Annotated in this window: 21 protein-coding genes; 18 read left to right on the forward strand and 3 right to left on the reverse strand. The window is 67.9% G+C overall.

All coding sequences use genetic code 11. The features are described 5' to 3' along the window. Positions 1–24: 24 nt before the first annotated feature. A complete protein-coding gene (locus tag AC1REK_RS04480) occupies positions 25–720 on the reverse strand; it encodes a GntR family transcriptional regulator (protein WP_316019522.1) in 696 nt (231 codons plus the stop codon). A gap of 166 nt (positions 721–886) precedes the next feature. Here AC1REK_RS04480 and AC1REK_RS04485 point away from each other — a divergent pair, with 166 nt between their 5' ends. The 8 genes from AC1REK_RS04485 to AC1REK_RS04520 all read left to right on the forward strand — a co-directional run bounded on the left by AC1REK_RS04485 (position 887) and on the right by AC1REK_RS04520 (position 9,445). Next, positions 887–2,077, forward strand: coding sequence for an extracellular solute-binding protein (locus tag AC1REK_RS04485; protein ID WP_316019521.1), 1,191 nt, complete (start codon positions 887–889; stop codon positions 2,075–2,077). Positions 2,078–2,179: 102 nt separating this feature from the next. Further along, positions 2,180–3,253 carry an ABC transporter ATP-binding protein gene (locus tag AC1REK_RS04490; RefSeq protein ID WP_316019520.1) on the forward strand — a complete coding sequence of 358 codons (1,074 nt, stop codon included), beginning with the start codon at positions 2,180–2,182 and terminating at the stop codon, positions 3,251–3,253. Further along, positions 3,250–4,140, forward strand: coding sequence for an ABC transporter permease (locus tag AC1REK_RS04495; protein ID WP_316019519.1), 891 nt, complete (start codon positions 3,250–3,252; stop codon positions 4,138–4,140). The genes AC1REK_RS04490 and AC1REK_RS04495 overlap by 4 nt, the downstream gene beginning before the upstream one ends. 4 nt (positions 4,141–4,144) lie before the next feature. After that, on the forward strand, positions 4,145–4,975 hold the full coding sequence (locus AC1REK_RS04500; protein WP_316019518.1) for an ABC transporter permease: 831 nt from the start codon (positions 4,145–4,147) through the stop codon (positions 4,973–4,975). 202 nt (positions 4,976–5,177) lie between these two features. Next, entirely contained in the window at positions 5,178–6,200 is a 1,023-nt protein-coding gene (locus tag AC1REK_RS04505) for a DNA topoisomerase IB (RefSeq protein WP_492267039.1), read from the forward strand. Positions 6,201–6,305: 105 nt separating this feature from the next. Then, a complete protein-coding gene (locus AC1REK_RS04510) occupies positions 6,306–7,451 on the forward strand; it encodes an amidohydrolase (protein WP_492267038.1) in 1,146 nt (381 codons plus the stop codon). A 186-nt stretch (positions 7,452–7,637) separates the two neighbouring features. Next, on the forward strand, positions 7,638–8,396 hold the full coding sequence (cobF, locus tag AC1REK_RS04515) for a precorrin-6A synthase (deacetylating) (protein WP_492267037.1): 759 nt from the start codon (positions 7,638–7,640) through the stop codon (positions 8,394–8,396). A gap of 122 nt (positions 8,397–8,518) precedes the next feature. Continuing rightward, complete coding sequence (locus AC1REK_RS04520; RefSeq protein ID WP_492267036.1) at positions 8,519–9,445, forward strand: helix-turn-helix domain-containing protein; 927 nt, start codon at positions 8,519–8,521, stop codon at positions 9,443–9,445. Here AC1REK_RS04520 and AC1REK_RS04525 read toward each other — a convergent pair. Together AC1REK_RS04525 and AC1REK_RS04530 are read right to left on the reverse strand one after the other, a co-directional pair. After that, complete coding sequence (locus tag AC1REK_RS04525) at positions 9,431–10,072, reverse strand: TIGR00725 family protein (protein ID WP_492267035.1); 642 nt, start codon at positions 10,070–10,072, stop codon at positions 9,431–9,433. The genes AC1REK_RS04520 and AC1REK_RS04525 overlap by 15 nt on opposite strands. Before the next feature lie 11 nt (positions 10,073–10,083). After that, positions 10,084–10,794: an orotate phosphoribosyltransferase gene (locus AC1REK_RS04530; RefSeq protein ID WP_291634963.1), complete on the reverse strand. Its 711-nt coding sequence runs from the start codon at positions 10,792–10,794 to the stop codon at positions 10,084–10,086. Between the two features lie 437 nt (positions 10,795–11,231). Here AC1REK_RS04530 and AC1REK_RS04535 point away from each other — a divergent pair, with 437 nt between their 5' ends. The 10 genes from AC1REK_RS04535 to AC1REK_RS04580 all read left to right on the forward strand — a co-directional run bounded on the left by AC1REK_RS04535 (position 11,232) and on the right by AC1REK_RS04580 (position 21,011). Continuing rightward, positions 11,232–12,479, forward strand: coding sequence for an MFS transporter (locus AC1REK_RS04535; protein WP_492267034.1), 1,248 nt, complete (start codon positions 11,232–11,234; stop codon positions 12,477–12,479). A gap of 20 nt (positions 12,480–12,499) precedes the next feature. Further along, the gene (locus tag AC1REK_RS04540) at positions 12,500–13,378 is read left to right on the forward strand and encodes a dihydroorotate dehydrogenase electron transfer subunit (RefSeq protein WP_316019511.1); all 879 of its coding nucleotides are present in this window, start codon (positions 12,500–12,502) and stop codon (positions 13,376–13,378) included. Beyond that, complete coding sequence (locus AC1REK_RS04545; RefSeq protein WP_327521670.1) at positions 13,375–14,361, forward strand: dihydroorotate dehydrogenase; 987 nt, start codon at positions 13,375–13,377, stop codon at positions 14,359–14,361. Before AC1REK_RS04540 ends, AC1REK_RS04545 begins: the two co-directional genes overlap by 4 nt. Next, a complete protein-coding gene (locus AC1REK_RS04550; RefSeq protein ID WP_492267033.1) occupies positions 14,358–15,653 on the forward strand; it encodes a Zn-dependent hydrolase in 1,296 nt (431 codons plus the stop codon). The genes AC1REK_RS04545 and AC1REK_RS04550 overlap by 4 nt, the downstream gene beginning before the upstream one ends. Further along, entirely contained in the window at positions 15,650–16,744 is a 1,095-nt protein-coding gene (gene pyrC, locus AC1REK_RS04555; protein WP_492267032.1) for a dihydroorotase, read from the forward strand. The genes AC1REK_RS04550 and pyrC overlap by 4 nt, the downstream gene beginning before the upstream one ends. Further along, on the forward strand, positions 16,741–17,421 hold the full coding sequence (locus tag AC1REK_RS04560) for an orotate phosphoribosyltransferase (RefSeq protein ID WP_492267031.1): 681 nt from the start codon (positions 16,741–16,743) through the stop codon (positions 17,419–17,421). The genes pyrC and AC1REK_RS04560 overlap by 4 nt, the downstream gene beginning before the upstream one ends. Before the next feature lie 17 nt (positions 17,422–17,438). Beyond that, positions 17,439–18,986 carry an aspartate ammonia-lyase gene (locus tag AC1REK_RS04565; RefSeq protein WP_492267030.1) on the forward strand — a complete coding sequence of 516 codons (1,548 nt, stop codon included), beginning with the start codon at positions 17,439–17,441 and terminating at the stop codon, positions 18,984–18,986. A 47-nt stretch (positions 18,987–19,033) separates the two neighbouring features. Further along, positions 19,034–19,339, forward strand: a complete 306-nt coding sequence (locus AC1REK_RS04570) for a hypothetical protein (RefSeq protein ID WP_327521666.1) — start codon at positions 19,034–19,036, stop codon at positions 19,337–19,339. A gap of 197 nt (positions 19,340–19,536) precedes the next feature. Further along, positions 19,537–20,538 (forward strand): tRNA dihydrouridine(20/20a) synthase DusA, encoded by a 1,002-nt coding sequence (gene dusA / locus AC1REK_RS04575; RefSeq protein ID WP_492267029.1) that lies wholly within the window; start codon positions 19,537–19,539, stop codon positions 20,536–20,538. Positions 20,539–20,552: 14 nt separating this feature from the next. Further along, the gene (locus AC1REK_RS04580) at positions 20,553–21,011 is read left to right on the forward strand and encodes a PaaI family thioesterase (protein WP_492267028.1); all 459 of its coding nucleotides are present in this window, start codon (positions 20,553–20,555) and stop codon (positions 21,009–21,011) included. The last annotated feature ends 56 nt before the right edge of the window (positions 21,012–21,067 follow it).

Below are 21,067 nucleotides of genomic sequence, written 5' to 3' on the forward strand. Positions count from 1 at the left end.
TTGCAGGCTTGGCTTTGCCGACGCTCAGGCGGGCTTGTTCAGGCCGCCGGTGGCGGCGAAGGCGTCGACCTGGTTGCGGGCGATGGTCTCGATCGCGTCGAACACGGTGCGCAGATGCGCCCGCATCGTCTTCTCGGCAGCGGCTTCATCGCCGGCACTGACCGCGGCGGCGATCTCACGATGCTCGGAGAGGATCATGTCGGACCATCCGCCGGTCTCGAGAGACAGGCAGCGCACTCTGTCGAGTTGGGCCTTGACGCCCTCGATCAGTCCCCAGACGGAAGGATGGCCGGAGAGCCGCGACAGCTCGGCATGGAAGGCCTCGTCGCTGCGGAAGAAGCCGGCGCGGTCTCCCGCCGCCAGCGCTTGCTCCTGCTGGCGGATCAGTTTTGCGAGGCTCGCCTTGCCTTCCGCGTCGATGCGCTGGGCGGCGAGGGCGACGGTGCGGCACTCCAGCGTCTCGCGCACGAACTGGCTGTCATAGACGGCGGCGAGGTCGATCGGCGCGACGAAGGTGCCGACCTGCGGCACGACTTGCAGAAAGCCTTCCTCGACCAGACGCTTGAAGGATTCGCGCACGGGCGTGCGGCTGACGCCGAACTGCAGCGCCATGCGTGCCTCGGAAATCGCTTCCCCAGGGCGCAGCACTGCGTTCAGGATGTCGCTCCGCAAGGCGCGATAGATCTGGTCAGTGGTCTGCCGTGCCGCTGCGATGCCCATTGCCAAGCTCTTGTTCACTAGTATACTAGGATACCGGTCGAGGCAGGGAGGCGTCAACTCCGAATGCCTTGCGTGCGATAAGAGTCGAGCAGGGGCCGGCACAAGATGGCCGGTGCCGGTTTCGGTGCAAGCAAAGAAGCGGCAAAGCCGCCGCGAGGAGGGAAAAATGGTCCAGGACAGCATCAACAGGCGCACGTTCCTTGGCGGCGTTGCCGGCGTCGCCGGGCTGGCGCAGGCGCCGGCCGCTTTCGCCCAGGCGCTCAAGCTGCCGTCGTCGCCGCTCGCGATCAGCATCATCGACGTCGGTGGCGCGCTCGCTCTGGTGCAGGCGCCGCTGGAGAACTATTCCAAGGCGAACCCCAAGCTCGTTTCGCGGATGACCTTCACCAAGGCGCCGGCTCCCGAGCTGCCGGCCAAGCTGAAGGCCCAGCAGGCGGCCGGCCGCGTCGACATCGATTTCGTCATCGGTGGTCTCGACGTGCTCTCGGCCGGCATCGACCAGAAGCTCTGGGTCGAATTGCTGCCGCGCTTCGCAGCCGAGTTGCCCAAGCCCGATGACATCTACCTCAAGCCCGCGCTCGCGATGCACAATCTCGGCTCCGGGCAGGGCATGGCGATGGTCTATTACCCGTCAGGCCCGCTGCTCGAATACATGCCCGACAAGGTCAAGACTCCGCCGACCACCGCGCAGGAGCTGCTCGACTGGACGAAGCAGAACAAGAACCGCTTCCTCTATGCCCGCCCGGCCAATTCCGGCCCGGGCCGCACCTTCATCATGGGCCTGCCCTACATCCTCGGCGACAGCGATCCCAAGGATCCGGCCAAGGGCTGGGACAAGACCTGGGCCTATCTCAAGGCGCTGGGCGAGAACATCGAGTACTATCCGGGCGGCACCGGCGCGACGATGAAGGAGCTCGGCGACGGCACGCGCGACATCATCGTCTCGACCACCGGCTGGGACATCAATCCGCGCGTCCTCGGCGTCGTGCCGAAGGAAGCCAAGATCCAGACGCTGAAGGGCTTCCACTGGGTCACCGACGCCCAGTACATGATGATCCCCAAGGGCGTCTCCGACGAGAAGCTCGCCGTGCTGCTCGACCTGATCCGCCACATGCTGACGCCGCAGCAGCAGGCCTACACCTATGACGAGGGCTATTTCTATCCGGGCCCGGCGGTGAAGGACGTGCCGCTCTCGATGGCGCCGGAATCGAGCCAGAAGGCGATCCAGGAATATGGCCGCCCGGAATACGAGAAGCTGATCGCCGAGAATCCGATGGAAACCCCGCTCGACCCCGACAAGATGGTCGTCGCCTTCCGCATGTGGGACGAGCAGGTCGGCGGCGCCAAGCGCAAGTAAGCCGGCCCATCCGCTGCCCGACAGGCCGGTCCTTGACCGGCCTGTCGCCTTGCTGTCGCCTGTCTCCGGACGCCCGCCGTCCGTCCGAACCAGATGGTCCTCATGACGATACATGCTGCGAACTTCCGCGAACTCAGGCTCGACCGGCTCTGCCGCGATTTCGGCAGCCACAACGCCGTCAAGGACGTCTCGCTGACCATCAGGCAGGGCGAGTTCATCGCGCTGCTCGGCCCCTCGGGCTGCGGCAAGTCGACGACGCTGAACCTGATCGCCGGCCTCCTGCCTGCGACCGGCGGCGGCATCTGGCTCGACGAGAAGCGCATCGACCCGCTGCGTCCTGAAGAGCGCGGCTTCGGCATGGTCTTCCAGAGCTACGCGCTCTTCCCGCATATGAGCGTGCGCAAGAACATCGGCTTCGGCCTGAAGATGCGCGGCATGCCAAAGGCCGAGAGCGAGAGCCGCGTCGCCGAGGCTGTGGCGCTGGTTCGGCTCCAGGGCCAGGAGGACAAGCTCCCCGGCCAGCTTTCCGGCGGCCAGCAGCAGCGCGTCGCCATCGCCCGCGCCATCGCCGTGCAGCCGCCGCTCGTGCTGATGGACGAGCCGCTCTCCAATCTCGACGCCAAGCTGCGTCTCGAGATGCGGGCCGAGATCCGGCGCATCCATAACGCTCTCGGCGCCACCACGATCTATGTCACGCACGACCAGGAGGAGGCGCTCTCGCTCGCCGACCGCATCGTGGTGATGCGCGACGGCGAGATCCGCCAGGTCGGCGGGCCAGAGGACCTGTTCTCGCGGCCCGACCATCTCGACGTCGCCGAGTTCATGGGCTTCCGCAACAAGGTCTCCGGCAAGGTCGCGAGCGTGGCGAACGATCTTGCGACCGTGACCGTCGGGAATGTCGGCGTTACCGGCCGCGTCCGCACCAAGGCGGCGCCTGGTGAGGTCGCCCATCTCTCGATCCGCCCCGAGGACCTGCATCCTGTGCCGGAGGGCGGGGCAGGGCTCGAGGCGAAGGTCGTCTCGACCGAGTTCCATGGCCGCGAATTCGTCGGCTTCGCCCGCATGGCCGACGATACGCCGCTGACCTTCCTGGCTGATCGCCGCATCGCGCCGGGCACCGATATCCGCCTGGCCGCCGATAAGGAGCGGGTGCTGGTCTTCGGGGGCGCCGCATGAGCCCGGCATCCACCGATATCCCGCTTTCGCAGCGCCTCGCCGCGCGCGGCCTCGACGGCCTGACCCTGCTGGTCCTGCCGGCGGTGATTTTCCTGCTGGCGCTGTTCATCTACCCGTTCCTTTACGGGCTGTTCCTCTCCTTCACGCCCAAGGCCGGCGGCGCCTTGGCGAACTACCAGCGCTTCTTCTCCGATTCCTTCCTTTACGGGACGATCGCGACCACGCTCTGGCTCGCTCTGCCGGTGACGATCGTGACGCTGCTGCTGGCGATCCCGATCGCCTTCCGCGTCCGGCTGATGAAGAACCAGCGGCTTCTCACCACCATCCTGGTGATCCCGATCACGCTCGGCACCGTGCTGGTCGCCCAGGGGCTCCTGAACTATCTCGGCCCGCAGGGCTGGTTCAACCGCACGCTGATGACGATCGGCCTGATTTCATCGCCGGTGAAGCTGCTGCACAATTACTGGGGCGTGATGCTCTCGCTGGTGATCACCGGCTTTCCCTTCACCTTCCTCCTGACCCTGTCTTATCTGACTGGCGTCGACCCGGCGCTGGAGCAGGCGGGCGCGACCCTCGGTGCCGGGCCCTGGCAGCGCTTCAAGCACATCCTCTTCCCGCTGCTGCTGCCTGGGCTCGCCATCACCTTCTGTCTTTCGTTCGTGCAGGCGTTCTCGGTCTTTCCCTCGGCGGTCCTGCTCGGAGCGCCGGCCGGGCCGACACGCGTGATCTCGATCGCGGCCTATCAGGCGGCCTTCGAGGAGTACGACTATTCGATGGCCTCGGCCGTCGCGATGATCATGGGCGTGGTCCAGCTCGCCATCGTCGTCGCGGTGCTGGGCCTGCGCGGGATGCTCTATCGCGGCCCGGCTGGCGGCGGGAAGGGCTGATCCGATGGTCAAGGATACACGTCTCTCGACCAAGCTCTGGGCCGCGGCCAACTGGACGCTGATCGGCTTCTTCATCGTCAACCTGTTCGCGATGATCGCGACGGTGATCACCAGCTCGTTCTCGACGCGCTGGCTGCGTTCCTGGCTGCCCGATGGCTGGACGACCCGCTGGTACGGCGCCGCCTGGGCCGAGTTCCAGCTCGGCGACGTGCTGACGGTCACCTTCCAGATCGTCTTCCTCGTCGTCTTCCTCTCGGGGCTGATCGGCGTGCCCGCCGCCTATGCGCTGGCGCGGCGCGACTTCCCCGGCAAGAAGCTCGTCATGCTGCTCTTCCTGCTGCCGCTGCTGGTGCCGCCGATCACCTTCGGCATCCCGCTGGCGACGGTGCTCTACCGGACCGGGCTCGCAGGCTCGATGTCGGGCGTCGTGCTCGCCAATCTCGTGCCGACGGTGCCTTTCGTCATCCTGGTGATGATCCCGTTCATCGAGCAGATCGACACCAAGATCGAGGCGGCGGCGCGGGTCTTCGGCGCCAACACCTTCAAGCTCTTCATCCACGTCCTGCTGCCGCTGCTGATGCCCGGCATCCTCGCCGCGCTCCTGCTCGTTCTGGTCCGGACGATCGCGATGTTCGAGCTGACCTTCCTCACGGCGGGGCCGACCAGCCAGACGCTGGTGGTGGCGCTCTATTACGCGGTTTTCGCCGCCGGCGTGCGCGCCGTACAGTCGATCGACGCCATGGCGGTGATCTACATGGCGACGACGCTGATCTGGCTCGTCATCGCGCTGCGCTTCGTCAATCCGACGCAGATCGTGGCGCGGGCCAAGCGGTGATGGGCTTGCGCCAGGGACATGTGTCGTCCCGGGCGTAGCGAAGCGAAGGCCCGGGATCCATGCCGGAACGGTCCAGGCATGGGTCCCGGATCGGCGCGGCTTCGCCGCTGGTCCGGGACGACTTCGCAGGATTGACCGGGGATCCGGAACATCCTGCCGCCTGCCGCATTCCTCCGCAGCCGTTCGAGCTGCGGAGGGTGCCATGGCCGCAAGGCGCAAGACAGGCGAGGCCAGTGCTTCGGGCCGGCTTCGCCGGACCACGCCCGAGGATCTCTCGATCACCCGCATCCGCGTAGGCCGCAATTTTGGCTATCGCGATGCCGAAGGCGGCAAGGTCACCGACGAGGCGACGCTCGCCCGCATTCGCGCACTGGCGATCCCGCCGGCCTATCGCGACGTCCAGATCGCCAGCGATCCGCGCGGCCATCTCCAGGCCGTCGGACGCGACGAGGCCGGGCGCATCCAGCATCGCTATCATCCCGATTGGGAAAAGGTACGCGAGCGCCGCAAGCTGAAGCGGCTGGCGCAACTGGTCGAGGCCTTGCCCCGGCTGCGGGAGCGGATCGCCGCTGACTTGAAGGGAAGGGAACTTTCGCGCGCCAAGGCGCTGGCCTGCGCCGCCGCGATCATCGATCGCTGCCATATCCGCGTCGGCAACGAGGTCTATGCCCGCAGCAATGGCAGCCATGGCGCCTCGACTCTGCTCAAGCGCCATATCGCCGTCACCGGCAGTCATGTCGCGCTCTCCTTCCGCGGCAAGGGCGGCAAGGACATCGCCTGCGCTCGCGAAGACGCGCCGCTCGCCCGCGCCCTGACGCGCCTTGCCACGCTGCCGGGCCGGCGGCTCTTCCAGTATCGCGACGAGAACGGCACGGTCGCATTGATCAGCGCCGCCGAGATCAACGCCTATCTGCGCGAGGCCGCCGGCCTGCCGGTGTCGAGCAAGGATCTGCGCATGCTCGCCGCCAATGCCGCCGCCGCCGAGCTCCTGCTCGCGACCGACATCGACACCAGCGAGCGCGGCCGCAAGCGGCAGCTCGCCGACATCATGCGCGCCATCTCGGAGCGGCTGGTCAATACACCGGCGGTGGTTCGCAAGAGCTATGTCCACGCGATCGTGGTCAGCTCCTATGCCAGCGGCAAGCTGCAGCGGATCTACCGCCGGGCGAGGGCGCGCGGCGGCTGCTCGCGCATTGAACGGGCGCTGGGATTGCTGGCGGCATGACTTGACCGCAGCGCATGGCCGCCGCCCGACAAATCCGGCTGCCGGCACTTGCGATGCGGCGCGCAGTGGTGAAGCTCGGACAAAATCATCCGAGGAAGCGCCAGCATGTTTCTCACCAATTCCGACATGGTCGAGCTGATCGAGCTCCGGCATGCGCTGCACCGCGCGCCCGAGCTCTCCGGCGAGGAGCGCGAGACGGCGCAGGCCATCGTCGGCTTCCTCGCCCCGAGCGCCCCCGACCGGGTCGTCACCGGGATCGGCGGCCATGGCGTCGCCGCGATCTATGAGGGCAGCGAGCCGGGGCCGACCGTGCTGGTCCGGGCCGAGCTCGACGCGCTCCCGATCGAGGATTTGTCCGGCGTCACGCACGCCTCGCAGGTGCCGGGCAAGGGCCATCTCTGCGGCCATGACGGCCACATGACCATCCTTGCCGCGCTCTCACGCGGGCTCGGGCGCCAGAGGCCGCAGCGGGGCAGGGCGATCCTGATGTTCCAGCCGGCCGAGGAGACCGGTGCGGGCGCCGCCGCCGTCATCGCGGACCCGAAGTTCGAGGAGATCGCGCCGGACTTCTCCTTCTCACTGCACAACAAGCCGGGCATGCCGCTCGGCGCCATCCGCCTGTCCGAGGGCGCCGCGAACTGCGCCTCGCGCGGCCTCAAGATCGTGCTGAGCGGCCGCACCTCGCACGCGGCGACGCCGGAACACGCGATCTCGCCGATGAAGGCGCTCGCCCGTCTGTTGCCGGAGCTGACGGCGCTCGGTCCGGGCGGGGCTCTCGATGCGAATTACCGCCTCGTCACGGTCACCCATGCCAGCATGGGCGAGCAGGCCTTCGGCATCACGCCCGGCCGGGCCGAGATCTGGGCGACGCTGCGGACCCTGAACGATTCGCTGATGGGCGCGCTCTGCAGCGAAGCGGAAGCGCTGGCGCGCGAGGCGGCCGAAGCCGGCGGGCTATCGGTCACCATGGATTATTTCGACATCTTCCATCACTGCGAGAACCATCCCGAGGCGGTGGCGCATCTGCGCCGGGCGCTCGACGATGAGGGCATCGCCCATGGCGAGACGCCGCCGCAGCGCGGCTCGGAGGATTTCGGCCTGTTCGGCCGCTCCTCGAAATCGGCGATGTTCCTGCTCGGCTCCGGCGAGGATACGCCGCCCCTGCACAATCCGGACTATGATTTCCCCGATGCGCTGATCGCCCCCGGCGCCCGCGTCTTCATGCGCACGATCCGCAATCTCCTGGGGTAGGCAAAGCCTCTCCCGTCATTCCGGCCGCAGCGCAGCGGAGCGCCGGAATCCATCCCAGAGCGCACGCGCGCTTCGATGGATTCCGGAGCTGCGCCGCTCGCGCGGCTTGTCCGGAATGACGGCGCCTTCTGTGCGGACCGGAAGACCGTGCTATGGCCGGATCGAGTCGCAGGCATGAGGGACCCCATGCGCAGGATCAGGATCATCGGCATCGGCGCCGGCAACCCGGAGCATCTGACGCTCCAGGCGGTCAGGGCGCTGAACGAGGTCGATGTCTTCTTCGTGCCCGACAAGGGGGAGGAGAAGGCCGCCTTGCGCGAACTGCGCGAGGAGATCTGCCGGCGCTATATCGAGAAGCCTGCCTATCGCATGGTGCCGCTGCGCGTGCCGCAGCGTGCTCCTGCCGGCTCCGACTATCGCGGCAGCGTCGATGACTGGCATGCGGCGCTGGCCGAATCCTATGAGCGTCTCCTTGCCGAGGAACTTGGCGAGGGCGAGGTCGGCGGCCTGCTCGTCTGGGGCGATCCGGCGCTCTATGACAGCACGCTGCGGATCATCGAGGCGGTGCGTGCCCGCGGCTTCGCCCTCGACTACGACGTCATTCCCGGAATCAGCAGCGTCCAGGCCCTGGCAGCGGCGCACCGGCTGGTGCTGAACCGCATCGGCGAGCCGGTGCTGATCACCACCGGCCGCAAACTGGCCGAGAGCGGCATGCCGGGCGATCAGGGCAGCGTCGTCGTCATGCTCGATGGCGAGCAGGCCTTTGCGAAGATCCCGCCGGAGGAGCTCGACATTTACTGGGGCGCCTATCTTGGCGCGGAGGAGGAGATCCTCGCTTCCGGCCCGCTTTCGGAGGTCGCCGGGGAGATCGTCGAGCGCCGCGCCGAGGCCCGCGCTGCCCATGGCTGGATCATGGATACCTATCTCCTGCGCCGGAAGGGCTGAGGCAAAGACGAGATGCGGCCGGCGAAGCGGCCTGCTGCGTCAGTCGCGCGGCTTCGCAACCGCTGCGAACTGGGCTAGCTTGTCTAAAATCTGAGATTCTAGGCGACGACAGGGCCGACCCGATGGCTATCCGCTTCGACGAGATCGGCCACCGGCTGAAGGCCTACCGGCTCGGGCGCGGCCTGATGGCCGAGGAGGTCGCCGAGCGGCTCGGCATTTCGCGCGCCGCGGTCTACCGCATCGAGGGCGGCGGCGTCGTCAAGATCGAGACGCTCGAGCGGCTGGCGGGCGTGCTCGAGACCACGGTCGCCTCGTTGCTCGGGGCGGGGGTCGAATACTATGCCAGCCCCGTCGCCTATTTCGAGCGCATGCGGCAGATCGAGGAAGAGGCCGACCAGGTCGTCGCCCATTTCCCGCCGCTCTCCTATCTGCTGACCTCTGGCGACTACGCCTCCTATCTCCGGCGGACGCTGGTCGAGGCCCTGCCGCCGCATGTCGAAGATCGCGACAAGGCCGAGGGCGAGATCGACGCGGTCATCGCCATCCTCGACGAGCGCCGCAAGGCCCGCGAGCGCCGTCGGCTCAGCGTCGTCAACTTCGTCAATGTGCTGGAGATCGAGCGCTGGCTGAAGCTCGGCATCGTCGGCCGCTTCAACCTTCCCGAGGACGAGCTCGCCCGGCGGCGTCTCGCGGCGCGGGCCGAGGTCGAGCATCTGCTGGCGCTGATCGAAAGCGAGCCGATGGGCATCCAGATCGGCCTGATCGAGGAAACCCTGCCGAACATGACCTTCCAGCTCTTCCGGACCGCCGAGAAGACGCTGCTGGGCCTGAGCCCGTTCCGGCTCGGCGGAGAATTGCCGAACCTCCGTTCCGGCATCGCCATGCTCACGGCGGACGAGCAGCCGGTGCGGCTCTACGAGGCGCTGGCCGATGATCTCTGGCGCCGGGCCCGCAAGGGCAGCGAGGCCGGGGCGCTGCTGCGCGCGGCGCTGGCACGCTCCGGCGCGACGGCCGAACGCGCGCCGAAATCGGCTTCAGCCCGCGGCTGATTCCGGCAGGCGCAGCACCGCGCCGGCGACCTGTTCGAGGGCTTCGTCAGGGTTCGCGCAGCGTGCCGCGCCGTCCACCGCCGGGGCGCCTTCCAGAAGGAAGACCGGCCGCCCGAACTGCAGCGCAAAGGCGATCTCCGACAACGTGCCATAGCCGCCGCCGATCGCGATCAGACTGTGCGCGGCGCGCGCGATCAGGGCGTTGCGGGCGACGCCGATCCCGGTCGCGAGCGGTACGGTGACATAGGGATTGGCGGCTTCCGGCTCTGTGTCGGGGAGGAGGCCGATCGAGAGGCCGCCGCCGTTGGCGACGCCGCGGCAAACGGCTTCCATCACGCCGGCGCGGCCGCCGCACAGCACCGTCAGCCCGTGCCGGGCGAGCAGGAGGCCGGTCTGTTCGGCCGCCTGCTCTTGTTCCTGCGTGGGTGTCCGCGTGCCGATCACCGCGACTGGCGTGCGCAGTGGCCGGCCGCTCGCATGCTGGAGCCAATGCAGCGCCTCGATCGGCGTGACCGGCTCGCCCTCTGCGGACGCCGTGTCCGGCTGCCATTGCCGCGTCGCCGGGTCGAAGCCGTTGCCGCGGTCGTCGTTGAGGCGGCCATGCGCCCGATCGAGAATGAGGCGCATGGCGTGGTGGCTCAGCCCTGCTTGGCCTGGTTGAAGTCCGAGATACCGCCATGCGCGGCCGACCACTTGGCCGGCTCGTTGAGGAAGCTCTCGACCTCGTCCAGCACCTTCGGCTCGAAATGGCCGCTCGCCTTGGCGACCTTGAGCACGTCCCACCAGGTGGTGAGATAGTGCAGGCCGACGCCGATTTCCTTCATCATCTCGCGGCCCTGCGGGAAGATGTCGTAGTAGAACAGCACGAAGCAGTGATCGACCTTGGCGCCGGCGTCGCGCAGCGCCTTGCAGAAGTTGACCTTGCTGCCGCCATCGGTGGCGAGGTCCTCGACCAGCAGCGTGCGGGCGCCCTCGACCACCTCGCCTTCGATCTGCGCATTGCGGCCGAAGCCCTTGGGCTTCTTGCGCACATACTGCATCGGCAGCGCCAGCCGGTCCGAGATCCAGGCAGCGAAGGGGATGCCGGCCGTCTCGCCACCGGCGACGATGTCGATCGATTCGTAGCCGATGTCGCGCACGATCGTCGTCGCGGCGAAGTCGATCAGAGAGGAACGCAGCCGCGGGAAGGAGATGATCTTGCGGCAGTCGATATAGACCGGGCTCGCCCAGCCCGAGGTGAAGATGAAGGGCTTGTCCTTGTAGAAGTGGACGGCCTTGATCTCGAGCAGCATCTTGGCCGCCTCGAGGGCGATCGTGTCCCTGTCGACCGGCATGTAGAGATTGGGCATGGTCTTCTTCTCCAGGGGCTGAGCGCCATCGTTCGCCGGCTGCGGCGTTCGGGCGGGGCAATGTCGGGTTCGCAAACGGCCCCTTCTCAGCGCGATGACGGTCGAGGTCAATCCCTGAATCGCGCCACGACCCGCCGATGCTTGTGGAAAGCCCGCCGCTTTCCGAAAGTGTCGCAAAATTGAGATTTAGGATTGCAAATGAGATAATGCCGTGACAATCATGCCGGCGTGCGGCGCGGAGGGGCTATGTCTCGCGCAGCGGTGAGCTTCTCGCGGCAGGCCCTAGCGGTCGGTCGTCAAGTGACGCAGAAGCGTCCGGAGAAGATGGGTGCACGCCCAAACTCCAAAGGGACGGCAGGCAGAGGCACGCACGGGGCGTGCCCTGATGCATTTGCGTTCCTGTGCACGTCATCAGAAGCCAGACAGGGGACTCCGCCGTGAGTGACAACCAGGCCGCAACCGCCGGCTCAATCGCCCATTCCGCACCGACAGAGGTCGACAGCAAGGCCAGGAAGGCTCTCTGGGGCTCGGCCATCGGCTACGCCATGGACGGCTTCGACTTGCTGATCCTCGGCTTCATGCTGCGGGCGATCTCGGCCGATCTCAATCTGACCCAGGCGCAGGGCGCTTCGCTCGTCACCGCGACGCTGGTCGGCGCCGTGATCGGCGGCATCGGCTTCGGCATGCTCTCGGACCGGCTCGGCCGCGTGCGCGTGCTGACCTGGACCATCGTCCTCTTCGCGGTCTTCACCGGCATGTGCGCCCTCGCGCAGGGCTATTGGGACCTCCTGATCTACCGCACCATCGCCGGCCTCGGCCTCGGCGGCGAGTTCGGCATCGGTATGGCGCTCGTCGCCGAAGCCTGGCCGGCCTCGAAGCGCGCCCGCGCCTCCTCTTATGTCGGTCTCGGCTGGCAGGTTGGCGTGCTCGCCGCCGCGATCGCGACGCCGCTGCTGCTTCCCACGATCGGCTGGCGCGGCATGTTCGCCATCGGCGTGCTGCCGGCGATCGCTGCCTATTTCATCCGCCATTCGCTGCATGAGCCGGACGTCTTCGTCGCCCGCACCAAGGACAAGCCGAAGGAGTCCGCGCTGCGCGCTCTCGTCAAGGACTGGGACACGACCAAGCTCAGCCTCGGCATGGTCATCCTCTGCTCGGTCCAGAACTTCGGCTATTACGGCGTGATGATCTGGTTGCCGAACTATCTGGCGACCCGCTTCGGCTTCGCCCTGACCCAGTCGGCCGTCTGGACCTCGGTCACCATCGCCGGCATGGCGCTCGGCATCTTCGCCTTCGGCCATATCGCCGACCGGATCGGCAGGCGCCCCGCCTTCTTCGGCTACATGCTCGGCGCAGCCGTGATGGTCGTGGTCTATTCGCGGTTGACCGACCCGATCCACCTCCTGATCGGCGGCGCGGTGATGGGCTTCTTCGTCAACGGCATGCTCGGCGGCTATGGCGCGCTGATCAGTGAGCTCTTCCCGACCACGGCCCGCGCCACCGCCCAGAACGTGCTGTTCAACATCGGTCGCGGTGTTGGTGGCTTCGGCCCCGTCGTGGTGGGCGCGATCGCCGCCGCCTACAGCTTCGAGGTCGCGATCGGCCTTCTGGCGACGCTTTATGTGCTCGACATGATCGCCATGTGGCTGCTGATCCCCGAGCGCCGCGGCGCCGAGCTCTCCTGAGCCGCTGAAAGGAGCGAGCCATGTCGATGCAACCGCTTCATCAAGGCTCGCTCGCCGCCACGACAGGCGGCGCGGGAGCCGTGGGTTCCTGCGCCTCCTGGAAGGCCAGCGTGGTCGCGGAACTCGCCGAGGTCGTCTCGCATGAGGCGGTCAACGGCGAATACCGGCACCTCGTCGTCCGCTGCAGCGCCGAAGCTGCGGCGGCCGAGCCCGGCCAGTTCTTCCAATTGCTCTGCCCCCAGCCGGTCGGCGAGCAGCCCTTCCTGCGCAGGCCGATGAGCCTCTACGGGGCGGATCCGGAGAAGCGCCAGGTCGAGTTTCTCTACAAGGTGACGGGCGCCGGTACCCGCGGCCTCGATACGCTGCGGGTCGGCGACCGGCTCGACATCATGGGGCCGCTCGGCACCGGTTTCACGCTCGATCCCTCCTGGCGCAGCATCGTCGCCGTCGGCCGCGGCGCCGGGCTTGCGACGCTCGCCCCGCTGGCGAAGGCGGCCAAGGCCAACGGCACCCGCGTCACCGCGGTGTTCAGCGCCCGCCGGCCGGACCTGCTCGTCTCGGTTGACCTCTTCCACAGCCACGGCGCCGACGTCGTCGCCGTCACTGATTCCGAATCGACCAGCGGCCCGGCCAATGTCGAGCGCATCCTGCGCCGGCTGATCGCCGACGGCGCCTGCGATGCCTTTTTCACCTGCGGCTCCAGCCGGCTGATGCGCGTCCAGCAACGGCTGGCGCAGGAATTCGGCCTGCCCGGCCAGGTCGCGATGGAGCAGCAGATGGCCTGCGGAATCGGCCTCTGCTACTGCTGCGTGCGCGACTTCAACGTCAATGGCGAGATCGTCCACCGGCGCGTCTGCTGGGACGGGCCGGTCTTCGACCTGATGGAAGCGCTGCCATGAACCCGGTGATGAACGCAGCCGCCCATGCGGCGCCGGATGTCGACCTCTCCGTCAGCATTGGCGGGCTGAAGCTGCGCAATCCGGTCATGCCGGCCTCCGGCACCTTCGCCGAGGGGCTGGAGAAGGTGATGGATTTCAACCGGCTCGGTGCCTTCGTCACCAAGACGATCACCCGCGAACTGCGCGCCGGCAACCCGCTGCCGCGCGTCGTCGAGCGGCCGGGCAGCCTGATCAACGCGATCGGCATCCCCTCCAAGGGCGTGCGCTATTTCGTCGAGGAGACGATGCCGCATTACGCGGCCTATGACACGCCACTGGTGGTGAGCATCTCGGCGCCGACCGCCGAGGGCTTTGCCAGCCTCGCTGCCGAGCTCTCGATCCCCGGCATCGCCGCGATCGAGGCCAACATCTCCTGTCCGAACATCGAGGAGGACGGCAAGGCCTTCGCCATGCGCGCCGAATCCACCGAGAAGGTGACGCGGCAATTGCGCGAGGCGACCGACCTGCCGCTCTGGGTCAAGCTGACGCCCAATACCGGCGATGTGCCGGAAGTGGCGCGCGCCGCCGAAGCCGCCGGCGCCGATGCGGTCGTGGTCGCCAACACGATCCTGTCGATGGCGATCGACCTCAAGACCTTCAAGCCCTGCCTCGGCAACATCATGGGCGGCCTCTCCGGCCCGGCGATCAAGCCGATCGTGCTGCGCCAGGTCTTCCAATGCGCCAAGGCGGTGAAGATCCCGGTGATCGGCTGCGGCGGCATCTCCACCGCCGAGGACGCCGTCGAATACATGCTCGCCGGCGCCAGCGCCGTGCAGGTCGGCACCGCGACCTTCCTGCAGCCGGCGGCGATGACCACGATCATCGACGGACTCAGGAGCTTCTGCCTGCATCGCGAGATTCCGCGCGTCACCGACCTGATCCGCGGCGTCGTCATCGAGGAGGCCGACGAGTCCGAACTCGCCTGGCTGGATCCCGTATCGTGACCGCGCACCCTGCCGATCTGCGCAACGTCTTCAGCGGCGACGAGGGCGACCGCGCCTTGTCGGAAGCCCTGTTCGACTGTTTGTGCGAGGCGACTGGCGACGGCGTCGGCATCACCCGCGAAGCCTATAGCGAGCGCGAATCCCTGGCGCTCGACATCGTCGAGGCGAAGGTGCGGGAGCTCGGTCTCGCGACCGAGCGCGACGCCGGCGCCAATCTGGTGATAACGCTCGAAGGCGCCGAGCCGGAGCTGCCCTTCCTGGCCTGCGGCTCGCATCTCGATTCTGTGCCGCAGGGCGGCAATTTCGATGGTGCCGCCGGCGTCATCGCCGGCCTCGCCATCATCGCCCGCTTCAAGGAAGAAGGCTTCGTGCCGCGCCGGACCATCAAGGTCTATGCGCTGCGCGGCGAGGAGAGCGCCCGCTTCGGTAAGGCCTATATGGGCTCGAGCGCACTGTTCGGGAAACTCACCGCTGCCGACCTTGCGGTGCGCGACCATGCGACCGGCCGGACCCTGGCGCAGTGCATGGCCGATATCGGCGTCGACATGGCCCGCGTCGAGAAGGGCGAGCCCTTGCTCAACCCCGCGACGGTCGCGGCCTGGATCGAACTCCATATCGAGCAGGGGCCGGTGCTGGTCGCCCGCGATCTGCCGGTCGGCATCGTCACTGGCATTCGTGGTAATGTCCGCCATCGCAATGTCGAATGCATCGGCGAAGCCGGCCATTCCGGCGCGGTGCCGCGCTGGCTGCGGCGCGATGCGGTCTTCGCCACGGCCGAGCTGATCACCCATCTCGACCGGCATTGGCGCACCCTGCTGGAGCGCGGCCGCGACGTGGTGGTGACGGCCGGCGTACTCGGCACCGACCCGCAGGAGCATGCCATCGCCCGCATCCCCGGCAAGGTCAGCTTCTCCTTCGAGGTGCGCAGCCAGAACCGCGAGACGTTGGAGGCCTTCTACGACCTATTCCTCTCGGAATGCCGGCTGGTCGGCGAGGAGAGGGGGGTCGAATTCAGCTTCGACCGCCGCCTCGAATCGGCCCCGGCGGTGATGGATTCGGGCTGGATCGCGCGGCTGAAGGCGGCGGCGCGCGGGCTCGGCCTTCCCGACGAGGAGATTCCGAGCGGCGCCGGCCATGATGCGGCGGTCTTCGCCAATGCCGGCATCCCGAGCGCCATGATCTTCGTGCGTAACGAGCACGGATCGCATAATCCCAGGGAAGCGATGGCGATCGATGATTTCCTAGCCGGTATCGCGGTGATGCGGGCGGCCATCCGGGAGGCGGTACAATGAGCGTTTCGCAACTCTTCGATGCTGCGCCGGCTGCGGAAGCCGAGGCGCCGCTCTCGCTCACCATCCGCCGGCCCGACGACTGGCACGTCCATCTGCGCGACGGTGCGATGCTCAAGGCCGTGTTGCCCTTCACCGCCGCCCAGTTCGCCCGCGGCATCATCATGCCGAACCTCGTGCCGCCGGTAACGGCCATCGCCGCGGCTGCCGCCTATCGCGAGCGCATCCTCGCCGCCCGGCCGGAAGGCTGCGACTTCACCCCGCTGATGACCTGCTACCTCACCGACACGACCGTGCCGGACGAGATCGAACGCGGTTATCGCGAGGGCGTCTGGGCCGCGGCCAAGCTCTATCCCGCCGGCGCCACCACCAACGCCCATCACGGCGTCACGAATATTCCCAAGCTCGCGCCGGTGCTGGAGCGCATGGAGAAGATCGGCATGCCGGTCCTCGTCCATGGCGAGGCGACCGACCCGGCCGTCGACATCTTCGACCGTGAAGCTGTCTTCATGGAGCAGGAGATGCTGCCCCTGCTGAAGCGCCATCCGGGGCTCAAGGTCGTGATCGAGCATGTCACCACTGCCGAGACTGTCGCGATCGTCCGCGCCCATGCCGGGCGCGCCGCCGGCACGATCACCCCGCATCACCTGATCATCAACCGCACCTCGCTCTTCCAGGGCGGTCTGCGCCCGCATCTCTACTGCCTGCCGGTCGCCAAGCGCGAGAGCCATCGTCTCGCCCTCTGCGAGGCCGTCACGTCTGGTGATTCCTGTTTCTTCATCGGCACCGACACCGCCCCGCATCTGCGCGGCGCCAAGCAGGCCGAGTGCTGCTCGGCCGGCGTCTTCGGCGGCGCGACCGCGCTGCAGACCTATGTCCAGGTCTTCGACGAGGCCGGCGCGCTCGACCGTTTCGAAGCCTTCGCCTCGGAGAATGGCGCGCGCTTCTACGGCCTGCCGCTGAACGAGGGCACGATCACCCTGGAGCGCAAGCCGAGCCGGGCGCTTGCCGCCGTCGAGGTCGAGGACAGCGAGGTCGTGATCTTCCGCGGCGCCGAGAACCTGCCCTGGTCGATCGGCGAGGTCCGCCCGTGAGCGCCGGCGAGATCGGCGAGGCGGTCGCCCGGCTGCTGTTCCGGGCGGGCGCCATCCATGTCAGCCGCCAGCAGCCCTATGTGCTCGCGGCCGGCTGGGCGAGCCCGGTCTATGTCGACGTTCGCCTGCTGCTCGGCGACCCGCAATTGCGCCGCGCCGTCACCGATCTCGCCGTCCGCTATGCCGAGGCGGCCTTTCCCGCCGGCAGCTTCGATGCCGTCGCCGGCGCCGAGACCGCCGGCATCCCCTTCGCTTCCTGGTTCGCCGACCGCACCGGGCTGAAGCTGCGCTATGTTCGTAAGCGCCCGCTCGGCGTCGGCCGTAACGCCCAGGTCGAGGGCGGGCCGGTCGACGGGCTGCGCGTGCTCCTTGTCGACGATCTGACCACCGATGGCGGCAGCAAGCTCGGTTTCGCCCGCGGCCTGCGCTCGGCAGGTGCCAGCGTCGAGCACGTCCTGACGATCTTCTACCACGATGTCTTTCCGGGCGCCGGCGAGCGCCTGCAGGAGGCGGGGCTTTCCCTGCATCCGCTCGCCACCTGGGCCGATGTCCTGCGTGCCGATGCCGGCCAGGAACTCGCCGCCGAGGATCGCGCCGAGATCGAGCGCTTCCTCGCCGACCCCGTCGCCTGGTCGACGCGCCATGGCGGCCGCGTCAGCCTTTCGCCGCGCGTCTGATCCGGAAGGAGCCTGCGATGAAGCCCAAATCCCGCGAGGATTCCACCAAGGCCGATCTCGCAGCAGCAACGCCGATCACCGCACCGCCGCAGGCCGACAGCGTCCAGCTCGCGACGACGCAGACCATCGCGCTGGCCGAAGTCAGGACGCGGCGCGAGCATGACCTGCTCGGCGATGCCGATGTGCCGGCCGACGCCTATTGGGGCGTGCATACGCTGCGTGCCGTCGGCAATTTCCCGATCACCGGCGTGCCGGTCGGGCATTTCCCGGAATTCGTGCGGGCATTGGCCCTGGTCAAGCAGGCGGCGGCGCGCGCCAATCGCCGCCTCGGCAATCTTCCTGCCGCGAAGGCCGAGGCGATCGAGCGGGCCTGCGACCTGATCGCGGTCGAAGGCCGCTTCCACGACCAGTTCGTCGTCGATGCCGTGCAGGGCGGGGCCGGCACCTCGACCAACATGAACGCCAACGAGGTCATCGCCAACGTCGCGCTCGAATTGATGGGCCGGCAGAAGGGCGACTACGCCGCGCTCCATCCCAATGACGACGTCAACATGGCGCAGTCGACCAATGACGCCTATCCGACGGCGCTGCGCCTCGCCGTGATCTTCGCCACCGAGCCGATGATCGCGGCGCTCGACGAGCTCGCCTTCGCCTTCAAGGCCAAGGCGGTCGAATTCGCTGATGTGCTGAAGATCGGCCGCACCCAGCTCCAGGACGCCGTGCCGATGACGCTCGGCCAGGAGTTCGACGCCTTCTTCGCCACGATCAAGGAGGATGTCTCGCGGCTGCGCGAGGCGGCGGCCCTGTTCCGCGAGGTCAATCTCGGCGCGACCGCGATCGGCACCGGCATCACCGCCGATGCCCGCTATGCCTCCCTCGCCATCGAGGAGCTGGCCCGCGCCGCCCGCCAGCCCATGGTGCCGGCGACGAACCTGATCGAGGCAACCTCGGATATGGGCGCCTTCGTGCTGTTCTCCGGCGTGCTCAAGCGCGTCGCCGTCAAGCTCTCGAAGATCTGCAACGATCTGCGCCTGCTCTCCAGCGGCCCGCGCGCCGGCTTCAGCGAGATCCGGCTGCCGGCGGTCCAGGCCGGTTCCTCGATCATGCCGGGCAAGGTCAACCCGGTGATCCCGGAAGTGGTCAACCAGGTCGCCTATCTCGTCATCGGCCACGATCTCACCGTGACGCTCTGCGCCGAGGGCGGCCAGCTCCAACTCAACGCCTTCGAGCCGACCATCGGCTATTGCCTGCTCTCCTCGCTACGCCATCTCACCGCGGCGGTGACGACGCTGACGACGCGCTGTGTCACCGGCATCGAGGCCGATCGCGAGCGCTGCCTGGCGCTGGTCGAGGACTCGATCGGTCTCGTCACGGCGCTCGGACCGCGCCTTGGCTACGAGGCGTCGTCGCGGGTGGCGCGCCGCGCCCTCGCCGAGAAGCGCAAGGTTGCCGAGATCGTGCTCGAGGAAGGCCTGCTCAGCCGGGCCGAGCTCGACGAGCTCCTGAAGATCGAGGCGATGACGGCCCCGTCACGCCCGAAGCCCGCCGGAAAGGCGCGGGCCTGAACGATCGGCCGCCGCAAGGTCGGACGGCCGCCTACCCGGAGAGGATGATGAACGAGCTGTTGAACTGGCTGCTCCAGCAGAAGGGCAGCATGAATACCTATCTCGAATTCCAGGGCCGTGCCCTCGAATTGCGCGCCGCCGAGCCCGAGCATGCCGCGCTGCTGCGCCTGCTCGCCGATCTCGCCGGCCGCTTCGCCGAAGCCTATGACCGCCGCCCGCTGCCGCTCGACGTCGCGGAGGGGGCGTTGCAGCAGCTCACCGGGCTGATCGAGCAGGCGCTCGCTCCGGGCGCTGCCGACCCGGCGCATCGGCTTGAACTGCTCAACCGGATCGGCGCCGCCGAACTCGCCTGAGGCGGCGGCTCTCGCGGCTCGCCCTTGGCGGCGATGCCAATCATGCAACCCGGCCCTGGCCGGGTTGTTTGCTGTCCGGGCTCATCAAAAGCCGGATTTTGGGTTAGTAGAGCCGCTGAAGCTTAGAGGCCGGCTTAGGGATGGCTGGCAGGGAACCTTGCGCGCTCTGTGCGCATATGCCGGTTTCAAGGTAAAATATGACGCAATATCAGTACATTAGGTTTTCCGTGGCGCCGATGATGGACTGGACCGACCGGTATTGCCGGGTGGTCCATCGCCTGATGTCGCGTCGCGCCCTTCTGTACACGGAGATGGTGACGGCGCAGGCCGTGATCCGCGGCGACCGGCAGCGGCTGATCGGCTTCGACGCGGTCGAGCATCCGGTCGCGCTGCAGCTCGGCGGCAATGATCCCATCCTGCTGGCCGAGGCGGCAAAGATCGGCGCCGATTTCGGCTATGACGAGATCAACCTGAATTGCGGCTGCCCCTCCGATCGCGTCCAGGGCGGGGCCTTCGGCGCCTGCCTGATGCGCGAGCCCGACTTGGTCGGCGACTGCGTCGCAGCGATGAAGGCGGCCGTCTCGATCCCGGTAACCGTGAAGTGCCGCATCGGCGTCGACGATCAGGATCCGGAAGTCGCGCTCGACGCCCTGACTGCGACGGTCCGGGCCGCGGGCGTCGATGCGCTAATCGTGCACGCCCGCAAGGCCTGGCTGCAGGGACTTTCGCCCAAGGAGAACCGCGAGATCCCGCCGCTCGACTATGAGCGGGCCTATCGTCTCAAGGCGGCCAATCCCGACCTGCCGGTCTCGCTCAATGGCGGCATCCGCGCCCCCTCCGAATGGCTGCCGCATCTCGACCATGTCGACGGCGTCATGCTCGGCCGCGAGGCCTATCAGAACCCGGAAGTGCTGCTTTCCGTCGACCCGCTGCTGTTCGGCGAGGCGGCGCCGGTCGCCGACGCCTTCGAGATGCTGGAGGTGCTGGAGCCCTTCATCGCCGCACATCTCGAGCGGGGCGGGCGCCTGCACGCCTTCACCCGCCATCTCGTCGGGCTCTTTCCCGGCCGGCGTGGCTCGCGCCTGTTCCGGCGCCATCTCGCCGAGCATTGCGTCGCCGCCGGTGCCGGCCTGGCCGATCTGCGCGCCGCCATCGCCCGCGTCGAGCGCGAGGCACCCTCCGCGATTGCCGCCGAATGAACGAGGCCTTGCCGATGACGGGTGAACCCGCCACCGTCGATCCCGCGCTGGTCGCCAGGATCGAAACGAGCTTCGCCAAGCAGGCTTTCATGACGACGCTCGGCGCCCGGCTGGTCCGCGTCGCGCCGGGCGACGTCGAGATCGCCTTGCCGGTTTCAGGCCATCTTTGCCAGCAGCACGGCTTCGTCCATGCCGGCGCGGTCTCGACCATCGCCGACAGCGCCGCCGGCTATGCCGCCTTGACCGCGATGCCGGCCGGAGCCGGCATCCTCACGGCCGAGTTCAAGATCAACCTGCTGGCGCCCGCCACCGGCGAGGAACTGCGGGCGCTCGGCAAGGTGGTGAAGGCCGGTCGCACGCTGACGCTCGCCACCGCCGAGGTCTTCGCGGTCTCGGGCGGGGCGCGCAAGCTCTGCGCGATGATGACGGCGACCTGCATGACGATCGCCGGCCGCGAGGGTGTCGCCGACTAGCGGCTTTCGATCCGCCGGATCGTCACTCCGGAGCTGCGCCTCTTGCGGCCTGTCCG

It is taken from the genome of Allobosea sp. GW823-FHT02B03 (genome assembly GCF_058797755.1).

Coding starts and splice junctions, on each gene's coding strand:
- AC1REK_RS04520 (WP_492267036.1), top strand. CDS start 8,519: ATGGCTATCCGCTTCGACGAGATCGGCCACCGGCTGAAGGCCTACCGG.
- AC1REK_RS04565 (WP_492267030.1), top strand. CDS start 17,439: ATGAAGCCCAAATCCCGCGAGGATTCCACCAAGGCCGATCTCGCAGCA.
- dusA (WP_492267029.1), top strand. CDS start 19,537: ATGACGCAATATCAGTACATTAGGTTTTCCGTGGCGCCGATGATGGAC.
- AC1REK_RS04525 (WP_492267035.1), bottom strand. CDS start 10,072: ATGCGCCTCATTCTCGATCGGGCGCATGGCCGCCTCAACGACGACCGC.
- AC1REK_RS04570 (WP_327521666.1), top strand. CDS start 19,034: ATGAACGAGCTGTTGAACTGGCTGCTCCAGCAGAAGGGCAGCATGAAT.
- AC1REK_RS04530 (WP_291634963.1), bottom strand. CDS start 10,794: ATGCCCAATCTCTACATGCCGGTCGACAGGGACACGATCGCCCTCGAG.
- AC1REK_RS04490 (WP_316019520.1), top strand. CDS start 2,180: ATGACGATACATGCTGCGAACTTCCGCGAACTCAGGCTCGACCGGCTC.
- AC1REK_RS04485 (WP_316019521.1), top strand. CDS start 887: ATGGTCCAGGACAGCATCAACAGGCGCACGTTCCTTGGCGGCGTTGCC.
- AC1REK_RS04495 (WP_316019519.1), top strand. CDS start 3,250: ATGAGCCCGGCATCCACCGATATCCCGCTTTCGCAGCGCCTCGCCGCG.
- AC1REK_RS04500 (WP_316019518.1), top strand. CDS start 4,145: ATGGTCAAGGATACACGTCTCTCGACCAAGCTCTGGGCCGCGGCCAAC.
- AC1REK_RS04505 (WP_492267039.1), top strand. CDS start 5,178: ATGGCCGCAAGGCGCAAGACAGGCGAGGCCAGTGCTTCGGGCCGGCTT.
- AC1REK_RS04480 (WP_316019522.1), bottom strand. CDS start 720: ATGGGCATCGCAGCGGCACGGCAGACCACTGACCAGATCTATCGCGCC.
- pyrC (WP_492267032.1), top strand. CDS start 15,650: ATGAGCGTTTCGCAACTCTTCGATGCTGCGCCGGCTGCGGAAGCCGAG.
- cobF (WP_492267037.1), top strand. CDS start 7,638: ATGCGCAGGATCAGGATCATCGGCATCGGCGCCGGCAACCCGGAGCAT.
- AC1REK_RS04545 (WP_327521670.1), top strand. CDS start 13,375: ATGAACCCGGTGATGAACGCAGCCGCCCATGCGGCGCCGGATGTCGAC.
- AC1REK_RS04580 (WP_492267028.1), top strand. CDS start 20,553: ATGACGGGTGAACCCGCCACCGTCGATCCCGCGCTGGTCGCCAGGATC.
- AC1REK_RS04510 (WP_492267038.1), top strand. CDS start 6,306: ATGTTTCTCACCAATTCCGACATGGTCGAGCTGATCGAGCTCCGGCAT.
- AC1REK_RS04540 (WP_316019511.1), top strand. CDS start 12,500: ATGTCGATGCAACCGCTTCATCAAGGCTCGCTCGCCGCCACGACAGGC.